The following is a 15,013-nucleotide window of genomic DNA, read 5'->3' as shown; positions in this document are numbered from 1 at the left end:
GCAGGACGCCGACTGCTGCCTGGAAACGGCGGGGATCAACCCTTTTTCGGGTAGCCCGCGCGCTTCATCTCACGCTCGGAAACGCTTTGCGCGTTGGTCAGTGCCTGATCGACCGAAGAGGTGCCGACCAGTGCCGCAGAGAACTGCTGGCCCACCGAGGTGCCGATCGACTGGAACTCGGGGATGGTCACCAGTTGGATGCCCACGTACGGCACGGGCTTCAACGTCGGTGCTTTCGGCGTCACGGCCTTGAGCGATTCCAAGGTGATGTCGGCGAACGGCGCGGCTTTCTTGTAGGCGTCGGTGTAGGTCGAAGCGCGAGTGCCTGGCGGTACGTTGGACACGCCGTCTTTCTCGGCAACCAGGGCTGCGTACTCTTTGGAGGTCGCCCACTCGGTGAAGGCGCGCGCGTCCTTGTCGTTCTTGGCGCTGGTCGGAATCGCCAGGGCCCAGGAGTACAGCCACGCCGAGCCTTTGTCGGTGACTTCATGCGGCGCGTAGGTGAAGCCTACGTCGTCGGCCACCTTGCTCTGGGACTTGTCGGTGACGAAGGATCCGGCGACGCTGGCGTCGACCCAGATGGCGCACTTGCCGCTGTTGAACAGCGCCAGGTTCTCGTTGAAACCGTTGCTGGACGCGCCGGGAGGGCCGTCTTTCTTCATCACGTTGGTGTAGAAGGTCAGCGCATTTTTCCACTCAGGCTGGTCGAACTGCGGCTTCCACTGTTCGTCAAACCAGCGCGCGCCGAAGGAGTTGGCGACGGTGGTGATCAGCGCCATGTTCTCGCCCCAGCCGGCCTTGCCGCGCAGGCAGATGCCGTACTGTTCTTTCGATTTGTCAGTGAGTTTGTCGGCGAATTCGGAAATCTGTGTCCAGGTCGGACGCTCCGGCATGGTCAGGCCGGCCGCCTTGAACAGGTCCTTGCGGTAGTAGGTGATCGAGCTTTCGGCGTAAAACGGCAGGGCGAAGAGCTTGCCGTCAACCGACAGACCGTCGCGTACAGAAGGGAAAACGTCGTCCAGTGCGTAAGAAGCAGGCAGGTCGTTCATTTCCTTCAGCCAGCCCTTGGCACCCCAGAGAGAGGCTTCGTACATGCCGATGGTCAGCACGTCGAACTGGCCGCCCTTGGTGGCGATGTCGGTGGTCAGGCGCTGACGCAGGACGTTCTCTTCGAGCACGACCCACTTGAGCTTGATGTCGGGGTGTTGTTCTTCGAAGGTTTTCGACAGCCGCTGCATGCGGATCATGTCGCTGTTGTTGACGGTGGCGATGGTCACGTCGCCTGCCGCGGCAAGGGTGCTGAGAGTGAGACAGGTGCCAGCAAGGAGAACTTTTGCAGAGGTCTTCATGTATCTCTCCTCTTCTTCGCCGGGAGGCGACAGAAGCTTGGTTATTGTTTTTGTTCCTTCCAAAGACCAGGAAGAATGTCCGTTGATTACAACGTTGCGCGGGACCTATGACAAATCCTGCGGCACACTTGAACTGATACTTTCTTGCACTCGGAGTTCAGGCGACAACGCGCCCGAACTTCGATTCGGCAGAATGCGACGCAGTTCCAGCGTAGACGATCAGCGCCAGCCCGCCACCTTGGGAACCGCTCTGGCACAGGCCCTCGCATCCGTAGCAGCACGGCTTGCCGGCGGGGGCGTCATCAGAATCGCTCCCGCCGGCAAGCCGTGCTGCTACGGGATAAGCGTATTCAGGGGAGGGCCTGTAGTGAAGCGAATCAGTACAGGTTTTGCTCGGTCAGGCGCTGCACGGCCAGGCGCCGATAGTGGGAGGGGGTCATGCCCTTGAGTTGCTGGAAGCGCCGGTTGAAGTTGGAAATGTTGTTGAAGCCGGACTCGAAGCAGACATCGGTCACCGGTTTGTCGCCGTCGGCCAGCAATTCGCATGACTTGCTGATACGCAGCCGGTTGACGAATTCGACGAAGGTGCGGCCGGTAGCCTGCTTGAACACGCGGGAGAAATAGGTGGGCTTCATCCCCAGATAGTCCGCCACTTCTTCCAGGGTCAGCTCGCGGGCGTAGTGGGTGAAGATGTAGTCCACCGCCTTGTTGGTTCGCTCCACGGCATGGTCGTCCGAGAGTTGCGAAGCGGTGGTGCCCGACAGCAACTGGAAATCATCACTGGCCGCCAGCAGTTCCAGCAGAATGAAGAAGTGCCCCAGGCGGGTCATGCCGTTGGAGTCTGCAATTTTTTGCATCAATTTCATGGCCTGGCGAATCGTGCGCTTACAGCGAAATTCGATGCCGTACTGCGCCCGCTCCAGTAACGGAGCCAGGGTCTTGAGCTCGGCGAACACTTGGTTGCCGCTTTCCAGCAACTCCTCGGTGAAGTTGACCAGCATGTCGCGCTTGGGCACCACCTCATCCTCCTCGACCTGGCTGATCCAGTTATGCGGCAGGTTGGGGCCGGTCAGAAACAGCGTCTCCGGGTAGAAGTTGCCGATGTAGTCCCCGACGAACACCTTGCCGGAACTGGCCACGATCAGGTGCAGCTCGTACTCCTTGTGGAAGTGCCAGCGCACCAGCGGGCAGGGAAAGCCATGCTCGCGGTAGATGATCGACAGACCGTTGTGGTCGTCCATCAGCTCATAGGAAGGGTCGGTGACTCTTGTTGTTTTGGTCATGCGGGTGCCGGGAGTCCGGGAATTGCCAAGGCCTTAATGTGCACCATTTACAGGATCGAGAACAGTCGGGTTCTCAAACGAACACCACCTGGACCCGACCTTCCTTGCGTGAGCGTGGCGCCGCCTTCACCACGATCTGCACATCACGGCCCAGACGGGTCAGACAGTCGATCATTTTCGTTTCACTGATTCCGCGAAACTGCCCCCGGAGCATCCCCGACACTTTGGGCTGCGGCATCCCGAGGATTTCGGCGGCCTGCGCCTGGGTCAGGTGCCTGGCCTTGAGGATACTGCCGATCTTCGCCGCCAGTTGGGCCTTGACCAGCATTTCGCCTGCGTCGGGCAGGCCCAGGTCGGCGTAGACATTGCCGCTGCCGTGTTCGATTTCAGTCATGTTTCAGTCCTTCCCAATGGGATTGCGCGGCCATGATTATGATTGAATTATACCTATATGGGTATCAAGTCAACCTGTCGCGGTCACGACGACAGCCCAGGACGGTGACTATCCGGGGCTGGGGTCATGAGTGCCATTGGGGAACTGTTACGTGATGCAAGCGCGAGTGTTTCAGGCCCGCTGACGGGCTCAGTGGGTGCGATTCTTCGCCTCGATCCACTGCGCCATGTACTGCGTGCTCTTGTGCTGATGGTGGCGCAGCATGGCGCCGGTGAAGTTGGCGGTGCGGTGGGCCTGCAGGTTGTCGCGGATCTGTTCGATGCGCTCGATCAGCGTTGCGCAATGGCGCTGGAAGCGGAATCGCTCGTCGAGGACTCGCCAGCCTGCGCGTTGCGCCTGTTCCCACAGGGTCCGGTCCTGATACAGGCGTACGGCTGCGTCGGCCAGGCCCTGGGCGTCGGTGGCGATGGCGCCGGGGAATGGCAGCTCGCCGTACATGGCTTCGGCGCCGATCGGCGTGGTGACGCTTGGCGTGCCGCAGGCCATGGCGTCCATGATCTTGCCCTTGATGCCGGCACCGAAACGTATCGGCGCCAGTGACACCCTGGCTGCGGACATCACCTGGAACGCATCTTCGGCCCAGTTCATGATGTGGAAACCCTGGGCGGCGTTATGCAGCGCGGTGGCCTTGGGCGGGGTGTAGGCACCGTAGACGTGCACCTGGGCCGTCGGCAATTGCTGGCGGATCAGTGGCCAGATTGCGTTTTTCAGCCAGAGCACGGCGTCCCAGTTCGGGGCGTGGCGAAAGTTGCCGATGGTCAGGAAGTGCGCGCGCTCATCGAACGGCTTGCCCTGGCTCGGTACATCGTGCACCAGCAGCGGGGCCCAGAGCAGCAAAGACTCGGACATGCCGAATTGCCGCGTCAGAAGCTCGATCTCCATGTCCGAGACCATCAGGCTCAGGTCGCTGCGGTAGATGGCGGCGATTTCCCGCTGGGCGATGTCGGTCCCGGCCATGTGCGAGAACAGGTTGTCCCGTGACATCGCGAAGTAATCGTTCAGCTCGGCATCCGGCTTGCCTTGCAACAGCTCCTTGACCAGTTGGTGGCGGGTGTGACGCATGCTCTGCAGGTCGGAGGTTTCAAGTACCCGCACGGCATTGGGGCAGTGGGTCTCCACTCGCCAGCCGAACTGTTCCTGCATCACGTATTGATCGAACAGCACGACATCGGGTTGAAGCTCGCTGATGAAGGTGTCGAAGCTGCTGTCATTGAGCTTGATCGCTACTTCGGTGATGCCCAGTGCCGCAAGGTCGGCCTTGTGCTCGCCTTCGGTGGCGGGGCTGGCGAAGGTAATCTGCCAGCCTTGCGCGAGAAAACAGTCGATCAATTGCATGACATGCCCGCTGGCCGCCGACGAGCGAGGTTCGGGCCACACGTAGCCGATGATCAGGACGTGGGTGTGGCGGGTCCGGGAGGGAGAGTCACTGGCCAAGGATGCTGTTCACTTTGTCGCGCAACTGGTCGATGGAAAAGGGTTTGCCGATCAGGTGGGTGCCTGGCGGAGTGTCGATGTTTTCCGCGTAGCCGCTGGCGAACAGGATCGGCAGGGCAGGGCGCAGGTCGGCCGCTTTGCGCGCCAGGTCAGTGCCCGGCATGTCGGGCAGGCCCTGGTCGGTCATCAGCAGGTCGATGGCCTTGGTCTGGTCTTGCAGAAACGCCAGGGCTTCGCCGCCATCGGCGGCCTCGAGCACATTGAATTCGAGCTCTTCGAGAACGTCGACGATCAGCATGCGGACGATGCTGTCATCTTCAACCACCAGGATCGTGCTGGCTGGGTCGGACATGAAAATTTCCTTGAGCATGAGGGCGCCGGACCGGGCGATTGATGCCCGATCTGCTAAACAATTAGGCCAGCGATTGTGACAAGTTCTGAGCGTCAACGACACAATTCAATTGAGTGTAGTGGCGAGATAAAATCATTCAAACGTATAGTAGTCATACTTTTGCGCCTGACCGAAGGTGGGAATGTTCTACCTTGTGTGTCAGAAACTGGAGTTTTTTGCCGACGATTGCGGCACACTCCGTCGTTTAGACGAATTTGTCCGGGCCTTTTGCGATGATCCAAACCTCTGCAGTCGATGAGCAACGTTTTCGCAAGCTGTTGAGCCGTAACGTCGGTCTACCCTTGGGGGTCGGCGTACTGAGTGCGGTGTTCTTCGTCGTCCTGATCAGCTACCTGCTGTCTGCCATCCAGTGGGTGGAGCACACCGACCGGGTCATCAACAACATCAACCGCTCGCTCAAACTGTCGATTGACATGGAAACCGGCATGCGCGGTTACCTGCTGACCGGCGACGAGCGCTTCCTGGATCCCTACGAAGTCGCCAAACCAGGGATCACGGCAGAATTGATCGGGCTCGAAGAGCTGGTGGCGGACAACCCGGATCAGGTCGACCGCCTCAAGCGCCTGGCCGCCCTGCAGAACACCTGGAATGACTTCGCCCAAGAGATGATTGACCTGCGGCGCAACAACGGCGATTACATCACCGCCGTGCAGACGCGCAAGGGCAAGCGCCTGACCGACGAAATTCGCGAGCAGTACGACCAGGCCGAAGCGGTGGAGCATCAGTTGCGTCTTAGCCGCAACGCCGACGTGACGCGCACTACGATCTGGACCGTATCGGTGTACATCGCCTTCATCCTGCTGGTCAGCGGGGTGCTGGCCTGGGTCGGGCGCCGCGACATGTCGGCGCTCTCGCAAAGTTACGCCGCTTACTTCAAGGCCCAACAGGAAGACGCCGAGCGCCTGGCGCACGTGGCCTGGCTGCGCAACGGGCAGAGTGAGCTGGCCGAACAGGTCATCGGGCAACTGACCCTGAACCTGCTGGGGCGCAACGTGCTGCATTTCTTTGCCCATTATCTGGGCGCGGTGGTCGCGGCCGTGTACGTTCGCCAGGAGCACGGCGGCCTGTTGCGCGTGGCGTCCTATGGGTTCTCGCGCCAGCAGGAGTTGCAGGAGCAGTCGATCTTCAGCGGCGAAGGCATGGTCGGCAAGGCCGCCGAGCAGAACCAGATCATTACCCTGCACGACCTGCCTCCCGATTACTTCAAGGTCACGTCGGGCCTGGGGGAAGGCTCGCCGCGCAGCGTCGCCGTGGTCCCGACCCGCAACGATGACCAGGTCAATGGTGTGGTGGAGTTGGGCTTCCTGCGCGAGCTGACGCCGCGCGACCTCGAGTTCCTGAAACTGGTGGCCGAAAACGTCGGCACCTCGATCGAGGCGGCGCGCTACCGTCAACGTCTTCAGGAAGTGTTGGCCGAAACCCAGCAGCTCAACGAAGAATTGCAGGTCCAGCAGGAAGAACTGCGCACCGCCAACGAAGAGCTCGAAGAGCAGTCGCGGATCCTCAAGGAGTCCCAGGCCCATCTGGAAACCCAGCAGGTGGAGCTTGAGCAGACCAATGAGCAACTGGCCGAACAGAGCCGGGCGCTGGCCGACCAGCGTGATGCGCTGGATCGCAACAACGAGGAGCTGAGCATCGCCCAGGTCGAACTCCAGGCCCGTGCCGACGAGCTTCAGCGTTCGAGCAAGTACAAGTCCGAATTCCTCGCCAACATGTCCCACGAGCTGCGCACGCCGCTCAACAGCTCGTTGATCCTGGCCAAGTTGCTGGCGGAGAACCCGCAGGAAAACCTCACCAACGAACAGGTGGTGTTCGCCGAGTCGATCTACTCGGCCGGCAACGACCTGCTGAACCTCATCAACGACATTCTCGACATCGCCAAGGTCGAGGCCGGCAAGCTGGACGTACGCCCGGAAAACGCCAGCATCAGCCGCCTGGTCGACAGCCTGCGCATGACCTTCGAACCGCTGGCCGCCGACAAGCACCTGCAGTTCTCGGTGGAGGTCCAGCCGGGCGCCCCGGTGGCGCTGTACACCGACCGCCAGCGTCTGGAGCAGGTGCTCAAGAACCTGCTGTCCAACGCCGTCAAGTTCACCGACACCGGCGCCGTCAGCCTGACGGTGTCGGGCCAGCCGGGCGGGGGCATTGCCTTCACCGTGCGCGATTCGGGCATCGGCATCGCCGAGCATCAACAGCAGATCATTTTCGAGGCCTTCCACCAGGCCGACGGCACCACCAACCGGCGTTTCGGCGGGACCGGCCTGGGCCTTTCGATTTCCCGTGACCTTGCCCATCTGCTGGGCGGTTCGATTTCCGTCACCAGTACGCCGGGGCAGGGCAGCGTGTTTACCCTGATCATGCCTGAGCAGTATGCCGAGAACGCCTCACCGCTGCCTGCGCAGACTGCACCTGTGGCATCGGCGCCGACTCCCGCGCCGGCTGCTCCTGCGCGCGAAGCGCAGGTTGTTGCCACTGCCGTGCCGGATGCCGAGTCGATCCCGCGCTTTGCAGATGACCGTGACAAGGTGCCGTTCACCAAGCGGTGCATTCTGGTGATCGAGGACGAGGTGCGTTTTGCCCATATCCTCTACGACCTGGCCCACGAGCTGGGCTATCACTGCCTGGTGGCCCATGCTGCCGACGAAGGCTTCGAGCTGGCGTCGGCCTTCATGCCGGATGCCATCCTGCTGGACATGCGCCTGCCAGACCATTCCGGGCTGACGGTCCTGCAGCGCCTGAAGGAAATGCCAAGCACCCGGCACATTCCGGTGCACGTGATTTCCGTCGAGGATCGCCAGGAAGCGGCGCTGCAAATGGGCGCCATTGGCTATGCGGTCAAGCCGACCACCCGCGAAGAACTGAAAGACGTGTTCGCACGTCTCGAAGCCAAGCTAACGCAGAAGGTCAAGCGGATCCTGCTGGTGGAAGACGATGCCCTGCAGCGCGACAGCATTGCCCGGCTGATCGGCGACGATGACATCGAAATCACCGCCGTGGGCTTCGCTCAGGACGCCCTTGAGCTGCTGCGCGAAAACGCCTACGACTGCATGATCATCGACCTGAAACTGCCGGACATGCTCGGCAATGACCTGCTCAAACGCATGTCCACCGACGAGATCTGCTCGTTCCCGCCGGTCATCGTGTACACCGGTCGCAACCTGACCCGCGAGGAAGAGGCCGAGCTGCTCAAGTACTCGCGCACCATTATCATCAAGGGCGCGCGCTCGCCGGAGCGCCTGCTCGACGAAGTGACGCTGTTCCTGCACAAGGTCGAATCGCAGTTGTCCAACGAGCGCCAGAAAATGCTCAAGACCGCCCGCAGCCGCGACCGCGTGTTCGAGGGGCGCAAGATCCTGGTGGTGGACGACGACGTGCGCAACATCTTCGCCCTGACCAGCGCGCTGGAGCACAAGGGCGCCGTGGTCGAGGTCGGCCGCAACGGCCTTGAGGCCATCGAAAGGCTCAAGGCGGTTGATGACATCGACCTGGTGCTGATGGACGTGATGATGCCGGAAATGGACGGTTACGAAGCCACCATTGAAATCCGCAAGGACCCGCGCTGGCGCAAACTGCCGATCATCGCCGTCACTGCCAAGGCCATGAAGGACGATCAGGAGCGCTGCCTGGCCGCAGGCTCCAACGACTACCTGGCCAAACCCATCGACCTGGACCGGCTGTTCTCGCTGATTCGTGTGTGGTTGCCAAAAATGGAACGTATCTGAATGGATTCGATCAACTGGATCACGCCCGTAGAAAGACCAGGTTTTACTGATGGCCCTTGAGCGAAACATAGACATTGAATTGCGCTTGCTGATCGAGGCGATCTACCTGAAATACAGCTACGACTTTCGTGACTACTCCGGCGCGTCGATCAAGCGACGCGTCGGCCATGCGTTGCGTCAGTTCGAGGTCAAGACCATTTCGGCGTTGCAGGAGCGGGTGCTGCACGACCCTTCGGCGTTCATGCAACTGCTGCAATTCCTGACGATTCCGGTCAGCGAGATGTTTCGCGACCCGACCCATTTCCTGGCGATCCGCCACGAAGTGGTGCCGCTGCTCAAGACCTACCCGTCGTTGAAGATCTGGATTGCCGGGTGCAGCACCGGGGAGGAGGTCTATTCGATGGCGATCCTGTTGCGCGAAGAAGGCCTGCTCGACCGCACCATCATCTATGCTACCGACATCAACCCCGCGTCCCTGGAGAAGGCCAAACAAGGCATCTACTCCATGGAGAACGTGCGCGTGTACAACGAGAACTACCTCAAGGCGGGCGGCAAGCGGCGGTTTTCCGAGTACTACACTGAAGCCTACGACTACGCGATCTTCGACAAGACGCTGCGGGAAAACGTGACCTTCGCCGATCACAGCCTGGCCACCGACAGCGTGTTTTCCGAAACACAATTGATCTCGTGTCGCAATGTGCTGATCTACTTCAACAAGAAGCTTCAGAACCGGGCATTCGGGCTGTTTCACGAATCCCTGGGCCATCGGGGCTTCCTGGTGCTGGGCAGCAAGGAAACTCTGGATTTTTCAGACTTCAAGGACCGGTTCGAGCCTCTGGTCAAGCAGGAACGGATCTACCGCAAATCATGAGAACGTCCTTTCCCGGCGCCGATGCCGATGCAGGTGTAGACAGGCCCGCGTTGCCAGCGGTCGATGCCATCGTGGTAGGCGCCTCCGCTGGCGGTGTCGAGGCCTTGCTGAAGATTTTCCGCCTGTTGCCCAAGGGCTATCGCTTGCCGATCATTACCGTCCTGCACCTGCCCGATGAGCGCCGCAGCCTGTTGGCCGATGTGTTCAGCGCCCATGTGCCGATCCCGGTAAAAGAAGCGGCCGACAAGGAACCCATCGCGCCGGGCACACTCTATTTCGCCGGGCCCGGGTATCACCTTTCTGTGGAGGCGGACCTGAGCCTGTCGCTGAGCCAGGAAGAGCGGGTTTTCTTCTCGCGTCCGAGCATCGATATCCTCTTCGAATCGGCCGCCGATGCTTACGATTCCAGGCTTGCGGGGGTGTTGCTGACCGGTGCCAACAACGATGGTGCGCAGGGCATGGCACGAATCAAGGAGTACGGTGGTCTTACCGTAGTCCAGGACCCGGCCAGCGCGCTGGTACGTACCATGCCCGATGCCGCGCTGGCCCTGCGCACACCTGATTTTCTCTTGCCCTTGCCCGATATCGGGCGGTTGTTGGTTGAGCTGGAACGAATTGCATGCTGACTGAAACCACTGCCAAACTGCTGATCGTCGACGATCTGCCGGAAAACCTGTTGGCCCTTGAAGCGCTCATCAAGCGCGAGGACCGCCAGGTCTTCAAGGCGCAGACCGCCGTCGAGGCGTTGTCGCTGCTGCTGGAGCACGAATTCGCCATGGCGATTCTCGATGTGCAGATGCCGGGCATGGACGGTTTCGAACTGGCCGAGCTGATGCGCAGCACCGAGAAGACCAAGAGTATCCCGATCATTTTCGTCAGCGCCGCCGCACGCGAGTACAACTACGCGTTCAAGGGTTATGAAAGTGGCGCGGTGGACTTCCTGCACAAGCCGCTGGATATCCATGCGGTCAAGAGCAAGGTCAACGTGTTCGTCGACCTGTACCGCCAGCGCAAGGCCATGAAGCAACAGGTCGAGGAACTGGAACGCAGCCGCCAGGAGCAGGAGGCGCTGCTGCGTGAGCTCAAGTCGACGCAGAATGAACTCGAGCACGCGATCCGCATGCGCGACGATTTCATGTCCATCGTGTCCCATGAAGTGCGTACGCCGCTCAACGGGTTGATTCTCGAAACCCAGTTGCGCAAGTTGCACCTGGCCAAGGACAACGCGTCGGCGTTCACCATGGACAAGCTCAAGGCCATGGTCGAGCGCGATGAACGGCAGATCCAGAGCCTGATTCGCCTGATCGAGGACATGCTCGACGTATCGCGTATCCGTACCGGCAAACTGTCGATCCGCACCACCGCGTTCGACCTGTCGGAGCTGGTGGTCAACCTGCTGGAAAGCTACGGGGCGCAGATCGCCGCCGCCGAAAGCGTGGTGACCCTGCATGCCAGCGAGCCGGTGATCGGGGTGTGGGACGAGTTCCGCCTTGAGCAAGTGGTGGCCAATCTGCTGACCAACGCCCTGCGATACGGCGCCCATAAGCCCATCGAGGTTCGGGTGTACTGCGAGGGTAACGAGGCGCGTGTTGAAATTCGCGACCAGGGCATCGGCATCAGTCCCGAGAACCAGAAACGGATCTTTCAGCAATTCGAGCGGGTGTCGGCCAGCCATGTGGTTGCGGGTCTGGGTCTTGGCCTGTTCATTTCCGACCAGATCGTCGCCGCCCACGGGGGTTCGATCACGGTGGAAAGCGAAGAGGGCAAGGGTTCGATGTTCCGCATCAGCCTGCCGCTTTGAACGCCTTCGGGCACCGGAAACATCGGGCCAGAGCGCTGCCGTCAGGTTGCCAGCACGCTCGCTTCGATCTGTCATGACCGCTGAGGTAAATAACTGATTTTTCTGCGCAACCTCCAGCGCGGGCCATGGTCGTAATGGCAGCTATTTACAAGATCGAAGGCGTCCCAATGAGCTCTGATGCAGAAAATGTCGTACTGATCGTCGAAGACGAGCCGCTGATTCTGATGCTGCTCTCCGACTATCTGTCCGGAGAAGGGTATCGGGTGTTGCAGGCGGAGAACGGTGAGCAGGCATTCGAAATCCTCGCCACCAAACCTCACCTGGATCTGATGATCACTGACTATCGCCTGCCGGGCGGTGTGTCAGGTGTGATGATCGCCGAGCCCGCGGTCAAGCTGCGACCGGAGCTCAAGGTCATCTTCATCAGTGGGTATCCTGCGGAGATTGTCGAGTCCGGCAGTCCGATTGCGCGCAAGGCGCCGATTCTGGCCAAGCCGTTCACAATGGACAGCTTGCATGCGCAGATCCAGCGGTTGCTCAATTAGTTGTTATTGATCGTTGTTTTGATCGTTCCCACGCTCCGCGTGGGAACGCCGGTTTTGACGCTCCGCGTCGGCTGGCGCCTTGACGTCGCACTCTGCGCCGCCTGAGCCATCGCGCACTTGAATCAACACCTTAAACACGCCACCTTCCCGTAGCAACGCGGTCTCTGTGCCTGGCCCCAATCCTGTAGGAGCGCGCTTGCCCGCGACGGCGTCCTTGAAATCGCCCGCCGGCAAGCCGTGCTGCTACAGGGCAGGGTGGTGGCGGTGTCGGCGACCGGGCCGGTCAATCGTCCAGGCTGATGATGCGTTCCCGGACGCAGAACAGGACCAGGCCCGCAACGTCGTAGATCTGCAGGCGTTTCATGATCTGGGAGCGGTGGGTTTCGACGGTCTTGACGCTCAGGCTCAGGCCGTTGGCGATTTCGCGGGTGGATTTGCCGCGCACGATCAGGCGCAGGATCTCCAGTTGGCGAGCCGTCAGGTTGTGGTTCTCCACCGGTTCCGCCCTGGTGTTCTGGGCGCTGACCAGTGCCTGGTTGATCACCGTGTGGGCAATGGCGGGGCTCAGGTAGCGCTCGTCGTTGCGCAGCGCGTCCAGTGCCTGCTCGATCTCGGTGGCAGTGGCATCCTTGAGCAGGTAGCCGTGGGCGCCGCCTTCCAGTGCGCGCATGATCATCTGCGGATCGGTGTGCATCGACAGGATCAGCACCTTGCTGTCCGGCAGTGCCTTGTGCAGGCGTTCGAGGGCATCCAGGCCGTTGCTGTCTCGCATCGAGATGTCGAGCAGGATGATGTCGGGTTTCAGGTCCAGGGTCATTTCCAGCAATTGCGCGCCATCGGCGGCTTCGCCGATGACCTGGTAACCGGGAATGTCAGACACCAGTGCGCGTACCCCCGCGCGGATCAGGGCGTGGTCATCGACCAGAAGAAGATTGCAGATCATGAATGCTTACTTATGTCAGCGCGTTCGCGGGCGCGGGGCGCCCAGGGGAACAGGGCTTGTATATGAGTGCCGTGGCCGGGCTGGCTGTCTACGGTCAGGTGGCCGCCCAGAAGCGTCGCGCGTTCGATCATGCCCGCCATGCCGCGCTGGCCTTGCTGGCCAGGGTTGCTGGCCGGGGAGAACCCCAGGCCATCGTCCGATACGCTCAACGCAAGGCCTTCGGGACGGCGCTGAATCCGCACCAGCAGATTGCGGGCCTGGGCGTGGCGCAGCATGTTGGTCACGGCTTCCTGGGTGATGCGAAACGCCGCGACGGCCATCTCCTCGGGGATTCCCGCCAGGCGCTGATGGCACTCCAGGCTCCAGAGGATCGAGGTGTCGGCCAGCGTGCGCAGCAGGTGTTCGCGCAGGCTGGCTTCAAGACCCAGGCTGGTCAGTTGGCGCGGATTCAGAATGGCCGACACGTCCCGAACCTTGGCCAGGGTCTCGTCCAGAATGTTGTTGAGCATGGCGCACTGAGGGTGCAGGTCCTGGGCGGCCCGGCGTTGCAGCCAGTCGCTCTGCATCTTCGCTGCGGTCAGCATCTGGCCGATGTCGTCGTGCAGCTCGCGGCTCAGGCGATGGCGTTCGGTCTCCTGGACCTGGAGCATATGCTGCGCCAGTTCCTGAGGCTGAAACTCGATGGTGTGGCTGGGACGGCTGATGCTGTAGCCAATGCTCAGGAAAACCAGGACGTTGAGCACCAGCAGGCCCCATGGCAGGCCGTTGCCGAAAAGGTAAACGCCGACATTGCATGCGCTTGCTGCCAGGCACGAGAGTGCTGCCCATCGTAATGCTTTGTTCGAGCCCAAGGCCCAGGACCTGGAAATACTGTTGCTGCCATGCATAGCGGATGAAGCCATCGGATTATTGTTGCGGATACCTGAGCAATAGTTGTCAGGCCACTTAAGGAGGTCAACAGAATGAAGCACAGCTGCTGGCCTGTTACGTGTATACAAAAAATCTGGGGTCGACGTTCAACAACGGTAATGCGCGTAAACACTTTCGGCGTTCATTCGCGGGCGCCGATCTTACCTTAAATGCTGACGTTAATAAGCCTTGAGTGTAAATAAGACCAGCAAGGTATTTGTCCGATTAGTCAGGATCTGACGGTGGAACGATGGTGCTAATTATTGGAGTTGGAAAAGCCCGGCAACAATAGGGGTGTCCTGCTTCAGAACTTCAGCGTGCCGCTTGCCGCGTCGCGAGGCAAGGAGGAAGTTGCAGGCATGTCGCGTTTGGCCATGTTCCAGTGATGGTGAAGATCAATTGTCGTTTTCAGGCATGTCGTCCAGGTTGGTGACATGCCGGCAGCGTCGAGACTGAAAAGGGTCAGCGTGCGCCGGTGTGGCCGACGTGCTCGTCTGGGGCCGGTTCGCGATGCACTAATTTGAGGGTAACGGGCCAGTCGACGGTCACGGTATTGCTGTTTTCGAGTGTACCTATGCCGCAGCAGCAGCCAAACTGTTCAAGCAGTTCGTGCTGCTCCTGATCGTCCAGCGGCAAGAGGCCCGTGACGGGGTCGATCAGCTCGATCTGCCACGACAACAGCGACAGGCACTGGCGCAGCGACACCAGTGCCTTGGGCTGCAAACGCCCGGTGGCGCCTGCGAAATACAGCAGGTAGCGCAACTGTCGGGAAAAGCCCGCGACCGGCGCCACGCTGGCAGCGTCGGCCAGGCCGGCGATGCGTTGCAGGGCGCCGAGCAGGGCTTCGATGGCGTCCTTGTCGTCGTTGATCAGTTCCAGGTGGCTCAGGCATTCGTCCGCGCGATCCAGCAGGCGTTGGCCGTCGTTGAGAAAATCACCGTGCAGTTGATGCCATTCATTGCCGTTCAGCATGTGAAATCTCCACTCTTCATGGCGGGCGATCCAGAGTCGCCGGGGGCGAGTGGCCCAAAGTTAATGTTGAAGGCAATTAAAAGTCTGTAGGGCGTTTCTGAAATTCTCAATTTTCTTGCAGCCAACGAGACGCGATCTTGCGCAAGTCCTCGTGTCGCAGGTCGGATCTGGCGGTCCGTTATCACTGTTCTTACGGGGGGATCGAGGGATTCCGCGAGCGCGACCACGTATCTGACTCCATTCATTCAATGAGAATGCCGTCACAATAATGGCAATTAGATACCGCGAATATCAGGTTTGCCCCGATGGCGGATAAGG

At 60.5% G+C, this 15,013-nt stretch carries 13 protein-coding genes; 5 read left to right on the top strand and 8 right to left on the bottom strand.

The window, feature by feature from the left end:
• Positions 1-35: 35 nt before the first annotated feature.
• The 5 genes from ACIPOO_RS24620 to ACIPOO_RS24600 all read right to left on the bottom strand — a co-directional run bounded on the left by ACIPOO_RS24620 (position 36) and on the right by ACIPOO_RS24600 (position 4,872).
• The gene (locus tag ACIPOO_RS24620; RefSeq protein ID WP_274133365.1) at positions 36-1,349 is read right to left on the bottom strand and encodes a sugar ABC transporter substrate-binding protein; all 1,314 of its coding nucleotides are present in this window, start codon (positions 1,347-1,349) and stop codon (positions 36-38) included.
• Between the two features lie 377 nt (positions 1,350-1,726).
• Positions 1,727-2,632, bottom strand: a complete 906-nt coding sequence (locus ACIPOO_RS24615; protein ID WP_274133363.1) for an AraC family transcriptional regulator — start codon at positions 2,630-2,632, stop codon at positions 1,727-1,729.
• Positions 2,633-2,705: 73 nt separating this feature from the next.
• The gene (locus tag ACIPOO_RS24610; RefSeq protein WP_400610427.1) at positions 2,706-3,026 is read right to left on the bottom strand and encodes a helix-turn-helix domain-containing protein; all 321 of its coding nucleotides are present in this window, start codon (positions 3,024-3,026) and stop codon (positions 2,706-2,708) included.
• A 189-nt stretch (positions 3,027-3,215) separates the two neighbouring features.
• Positions 3,216-4,520, bottom strand: a complete 1,305-nt coding sequence (locus ACIPOO_RS24605) for a glycosyltransferase (protein WP_400610425.1) — start codon at positions 4,518-4,520, stop codon at positions 3,216-3,218.
• Positions 4,510-4,872, bottom strand: coding sequence for a response regulator (locus ACIPOO_RS24600; RefSeq protein ID WP_274133361.1), 363 nt, complete (start codon positions 4,870-4,872; stop codon positions 4,510-4,512). The genes ACIPOO_RS24605 and ACIPOO_RS24600 overlap by 11 nt, the downstream gene beginning before the upstream one ends.
• Before the next feature lie 272 nt (positions 4,873-5,144).
• Between ACIPOO_RS24600 and ACIPOO_RS24595 the strand changes: the two genes are divergently transcribed.
• The 5 genes from ACIPOO_RS24595 to ACIPOO_RS24575 all read left to right on the top strand — a co-directional run bounded on the left by ACIPOO_RS24595 (position 5,145) and on the right by ACIPOO_RS24575 (position 11,871).
• The gene (locus ACIPOO_RS24595) at positions 5,145-8,654 is read left to right on the top strand and encodes a response regulator (protein ID WP_400610423.1); all 3,510 of its coding nucleotides are present in this window, start codon (positions 5,145-5,147) and stop codon (positions 8,652-8,654) included.
• Between the two features lie 49 nt (positions 8,655-8,703).
• Complete coding sequence (locus ACIPOO_RS24590) at positions 8,704-9,525, top strand: protein-glutamate O-methyltransferase CheR (RefSeq protein ID WP_274133359.1); 822 nt, start codon at positions 8,704-8,706, stop codon at positions 9,523-9,525.
• Positions 9,522-10,151, top strand: coding sequence for a chemotaxis protein CheB (locus ACIPOO_RS24585; protein WP_274133358.1), 630 nt, complete (start codon positions 9,522-9,524; stop codon positions 10,149-10,151). The genes ACIPOO_RS24590 and ACIPOO_RS24585 overlap by 4 nt, the downstream gene beginning before the upstream one ends.
• A complete protein-coding gene (locus ACIPOO_RS24580; RefSeq protein ID WP_274133357.1) occupies positions 10,145-11,326 on the top strand; it encodes a hybrid sensor histidine kinase/response regulator in 1,182 nt (393 codons plus the stop codon). The genes ACIPOO_RS24585 and ACIPOO_RS24580 overlap by 7 nt, the downstream gene beginning before the upstream one ends.
• Positions 11,327-11,493: 167 nt before the next feature.
• Entirely contained in the window at positions 11,494-11,871 is a 378-nt protein-coding gene (locus tag ACIPOO_RS24575) for a response regulator (protein ID WP_274133356.1), read from the top strand.
• A 283-nt stretch (positions 11,872-12,154) separates the two neighbouring features.
• Here ACIPOO_RS24575 and ACIPOO_RS24570 read toward each other — a convergent pair whose 3' ends face one another.
• From ACIPOO_RS24570 to ACIPOO_RS24560, 3 genes are all read right to left on the bottom strand, one after another.
• Complete coding sequence (locus tag ACIPOO_RS24570) at positions 12,155-12,814, bottom strand: response regulator (RefSeq protein WP_400610420.1); 660 nt, start codon at positions 12,812-12,814, stop codon at positions 12,155-12,157.
• A complete protein-coding gene (locus tag ACIPOO_RS24565; protein WP_274133411.1) occupies positions 12,811-13,701 on the bottom strand; it encodes a sensor histidine kinase in 891 nt (296 codons plus the stop codon). Before ACIPOO_RS24565 ends, ACIPOO_RS24570 begins: the two co-directional genes overlap by 4 nt.
• A 484-nt stretch (positions 13,702-14,185) precedes the next feature.
• The gene (locus ACIPOO_RS24560) at positions 14,186-14,695 is read right to left on the bottom strand and encodes a hypothetical protein (protein WP_400610418.1); all 510 of its coding nucleotides are present in this window, start codon (positions 14,693-14,695) and stop codon (positions 14,186-14,188) included.
• Positions 14,696-15,013: the final 318 nt, after the last annotated feature.

The organism is Pseudomonas sp. NPDC090201, assembly GCF_044746825.1.
Classification (GTDB): Bacteria; Pseudomonadota; Gammaproteobacteria; order Pseudomonadales; family Pseudomonadaceae; genus Aquipseudomonas; species Aquipseudomonas putida_AD.
The sequence above is the reverse complement of the archived record's forward strand: the minus strand, read 5'-3'. Positions and strand labels throughout refer to the sequence as shown.

Bases quoted from the DNA above. Each gene is read 5' to 3' on its own strand.
- ACIPOO_RS24580 (WP_274133357.1), top strand. From the start codon at position 10,145: ATGCTGACTGAAACCACTGCCAAACTGCTGATCGTCGACGATCTGCCG.
- ACIPOO_RS24615 (WP_274133363.1), bottom strand. From the start codon at position 2,632: ATGACCAAAACAACAAGAGTCACCGACCCTTCCTATGAGCTGATGGAC.
- ACIPOO_RS24600 (WP_274133361.1), bottom strand. From the start codon at position 4,872: ATGTCCGACCCAGCCAGCACGATCCTGGTGGTTGAAGATGACAGCATC.
- ACIPOO_RS24570 (WP_400610420.1), bottom strand. From the start codon at position 12,814: ATGATCTGCAATCTTCTTCTGGTCGATGACCACGCCCTGATCCGCGCG.
- ACIPOO_RS24620 (WP_274133365.1), bottom strand. From the start codon at position 1,349: ATGAAGACCTCTGCAAAAGTTCTCCTTGCTGGCACCTGTCTCACTCTC.
- ACIPOO_RS24560 (WP_400610418.1), bottom strand. From the start codon at position 14,695: ATGCTGAACGGCAATGAATGGCATCAACTGCACGGTGATTTTCTCAAC.
- ACIPOO_RS24585 (WP_274133358.1), top strand. From the start codon at position 9,522: ATGAGAACGTCCTTTCCCGGCGCCGATGCCGATGCAGGTGTAGACAGG.
- ACIPOO_RS24595 (WP_400610423.1), top strand. From the start codon at position 5,145: ATGATCCAAACCTCTGCAGTCGATGAGCAACGTTTTCGCAAGCTGTTG.
- ACIPOO_RS24575 (WP_274133356.1), top strand. From the start codon at position 11,494: ATGAGCTCTGATGCAGAAAATGTCGTACTGATCGTCGAAGACGAGCCG.
- ACIPOO_RS24610 (WP_400610427.1), bottom strand. From the start codon at position 3,026: ATGACTGAAATCGAACACGGCAGCGGCAATGTCTACGCCGACCTGGGC.
- ACIPOO_RS24590 (WP_274133359.1), top strand. From the start codon at position 8,704: ATGGCCCTTGAGCGAAACATAGACATTGAATTGCGCTTGCTGATCGAG.
- ACIPOO_RS24565 (WP_274133411.1), bottom strand. From the start codon at position 13,701: ATGCATGGCAGCAACAGTATTTCCAGGTCCTGGGCCTTGGGCTCGAAC.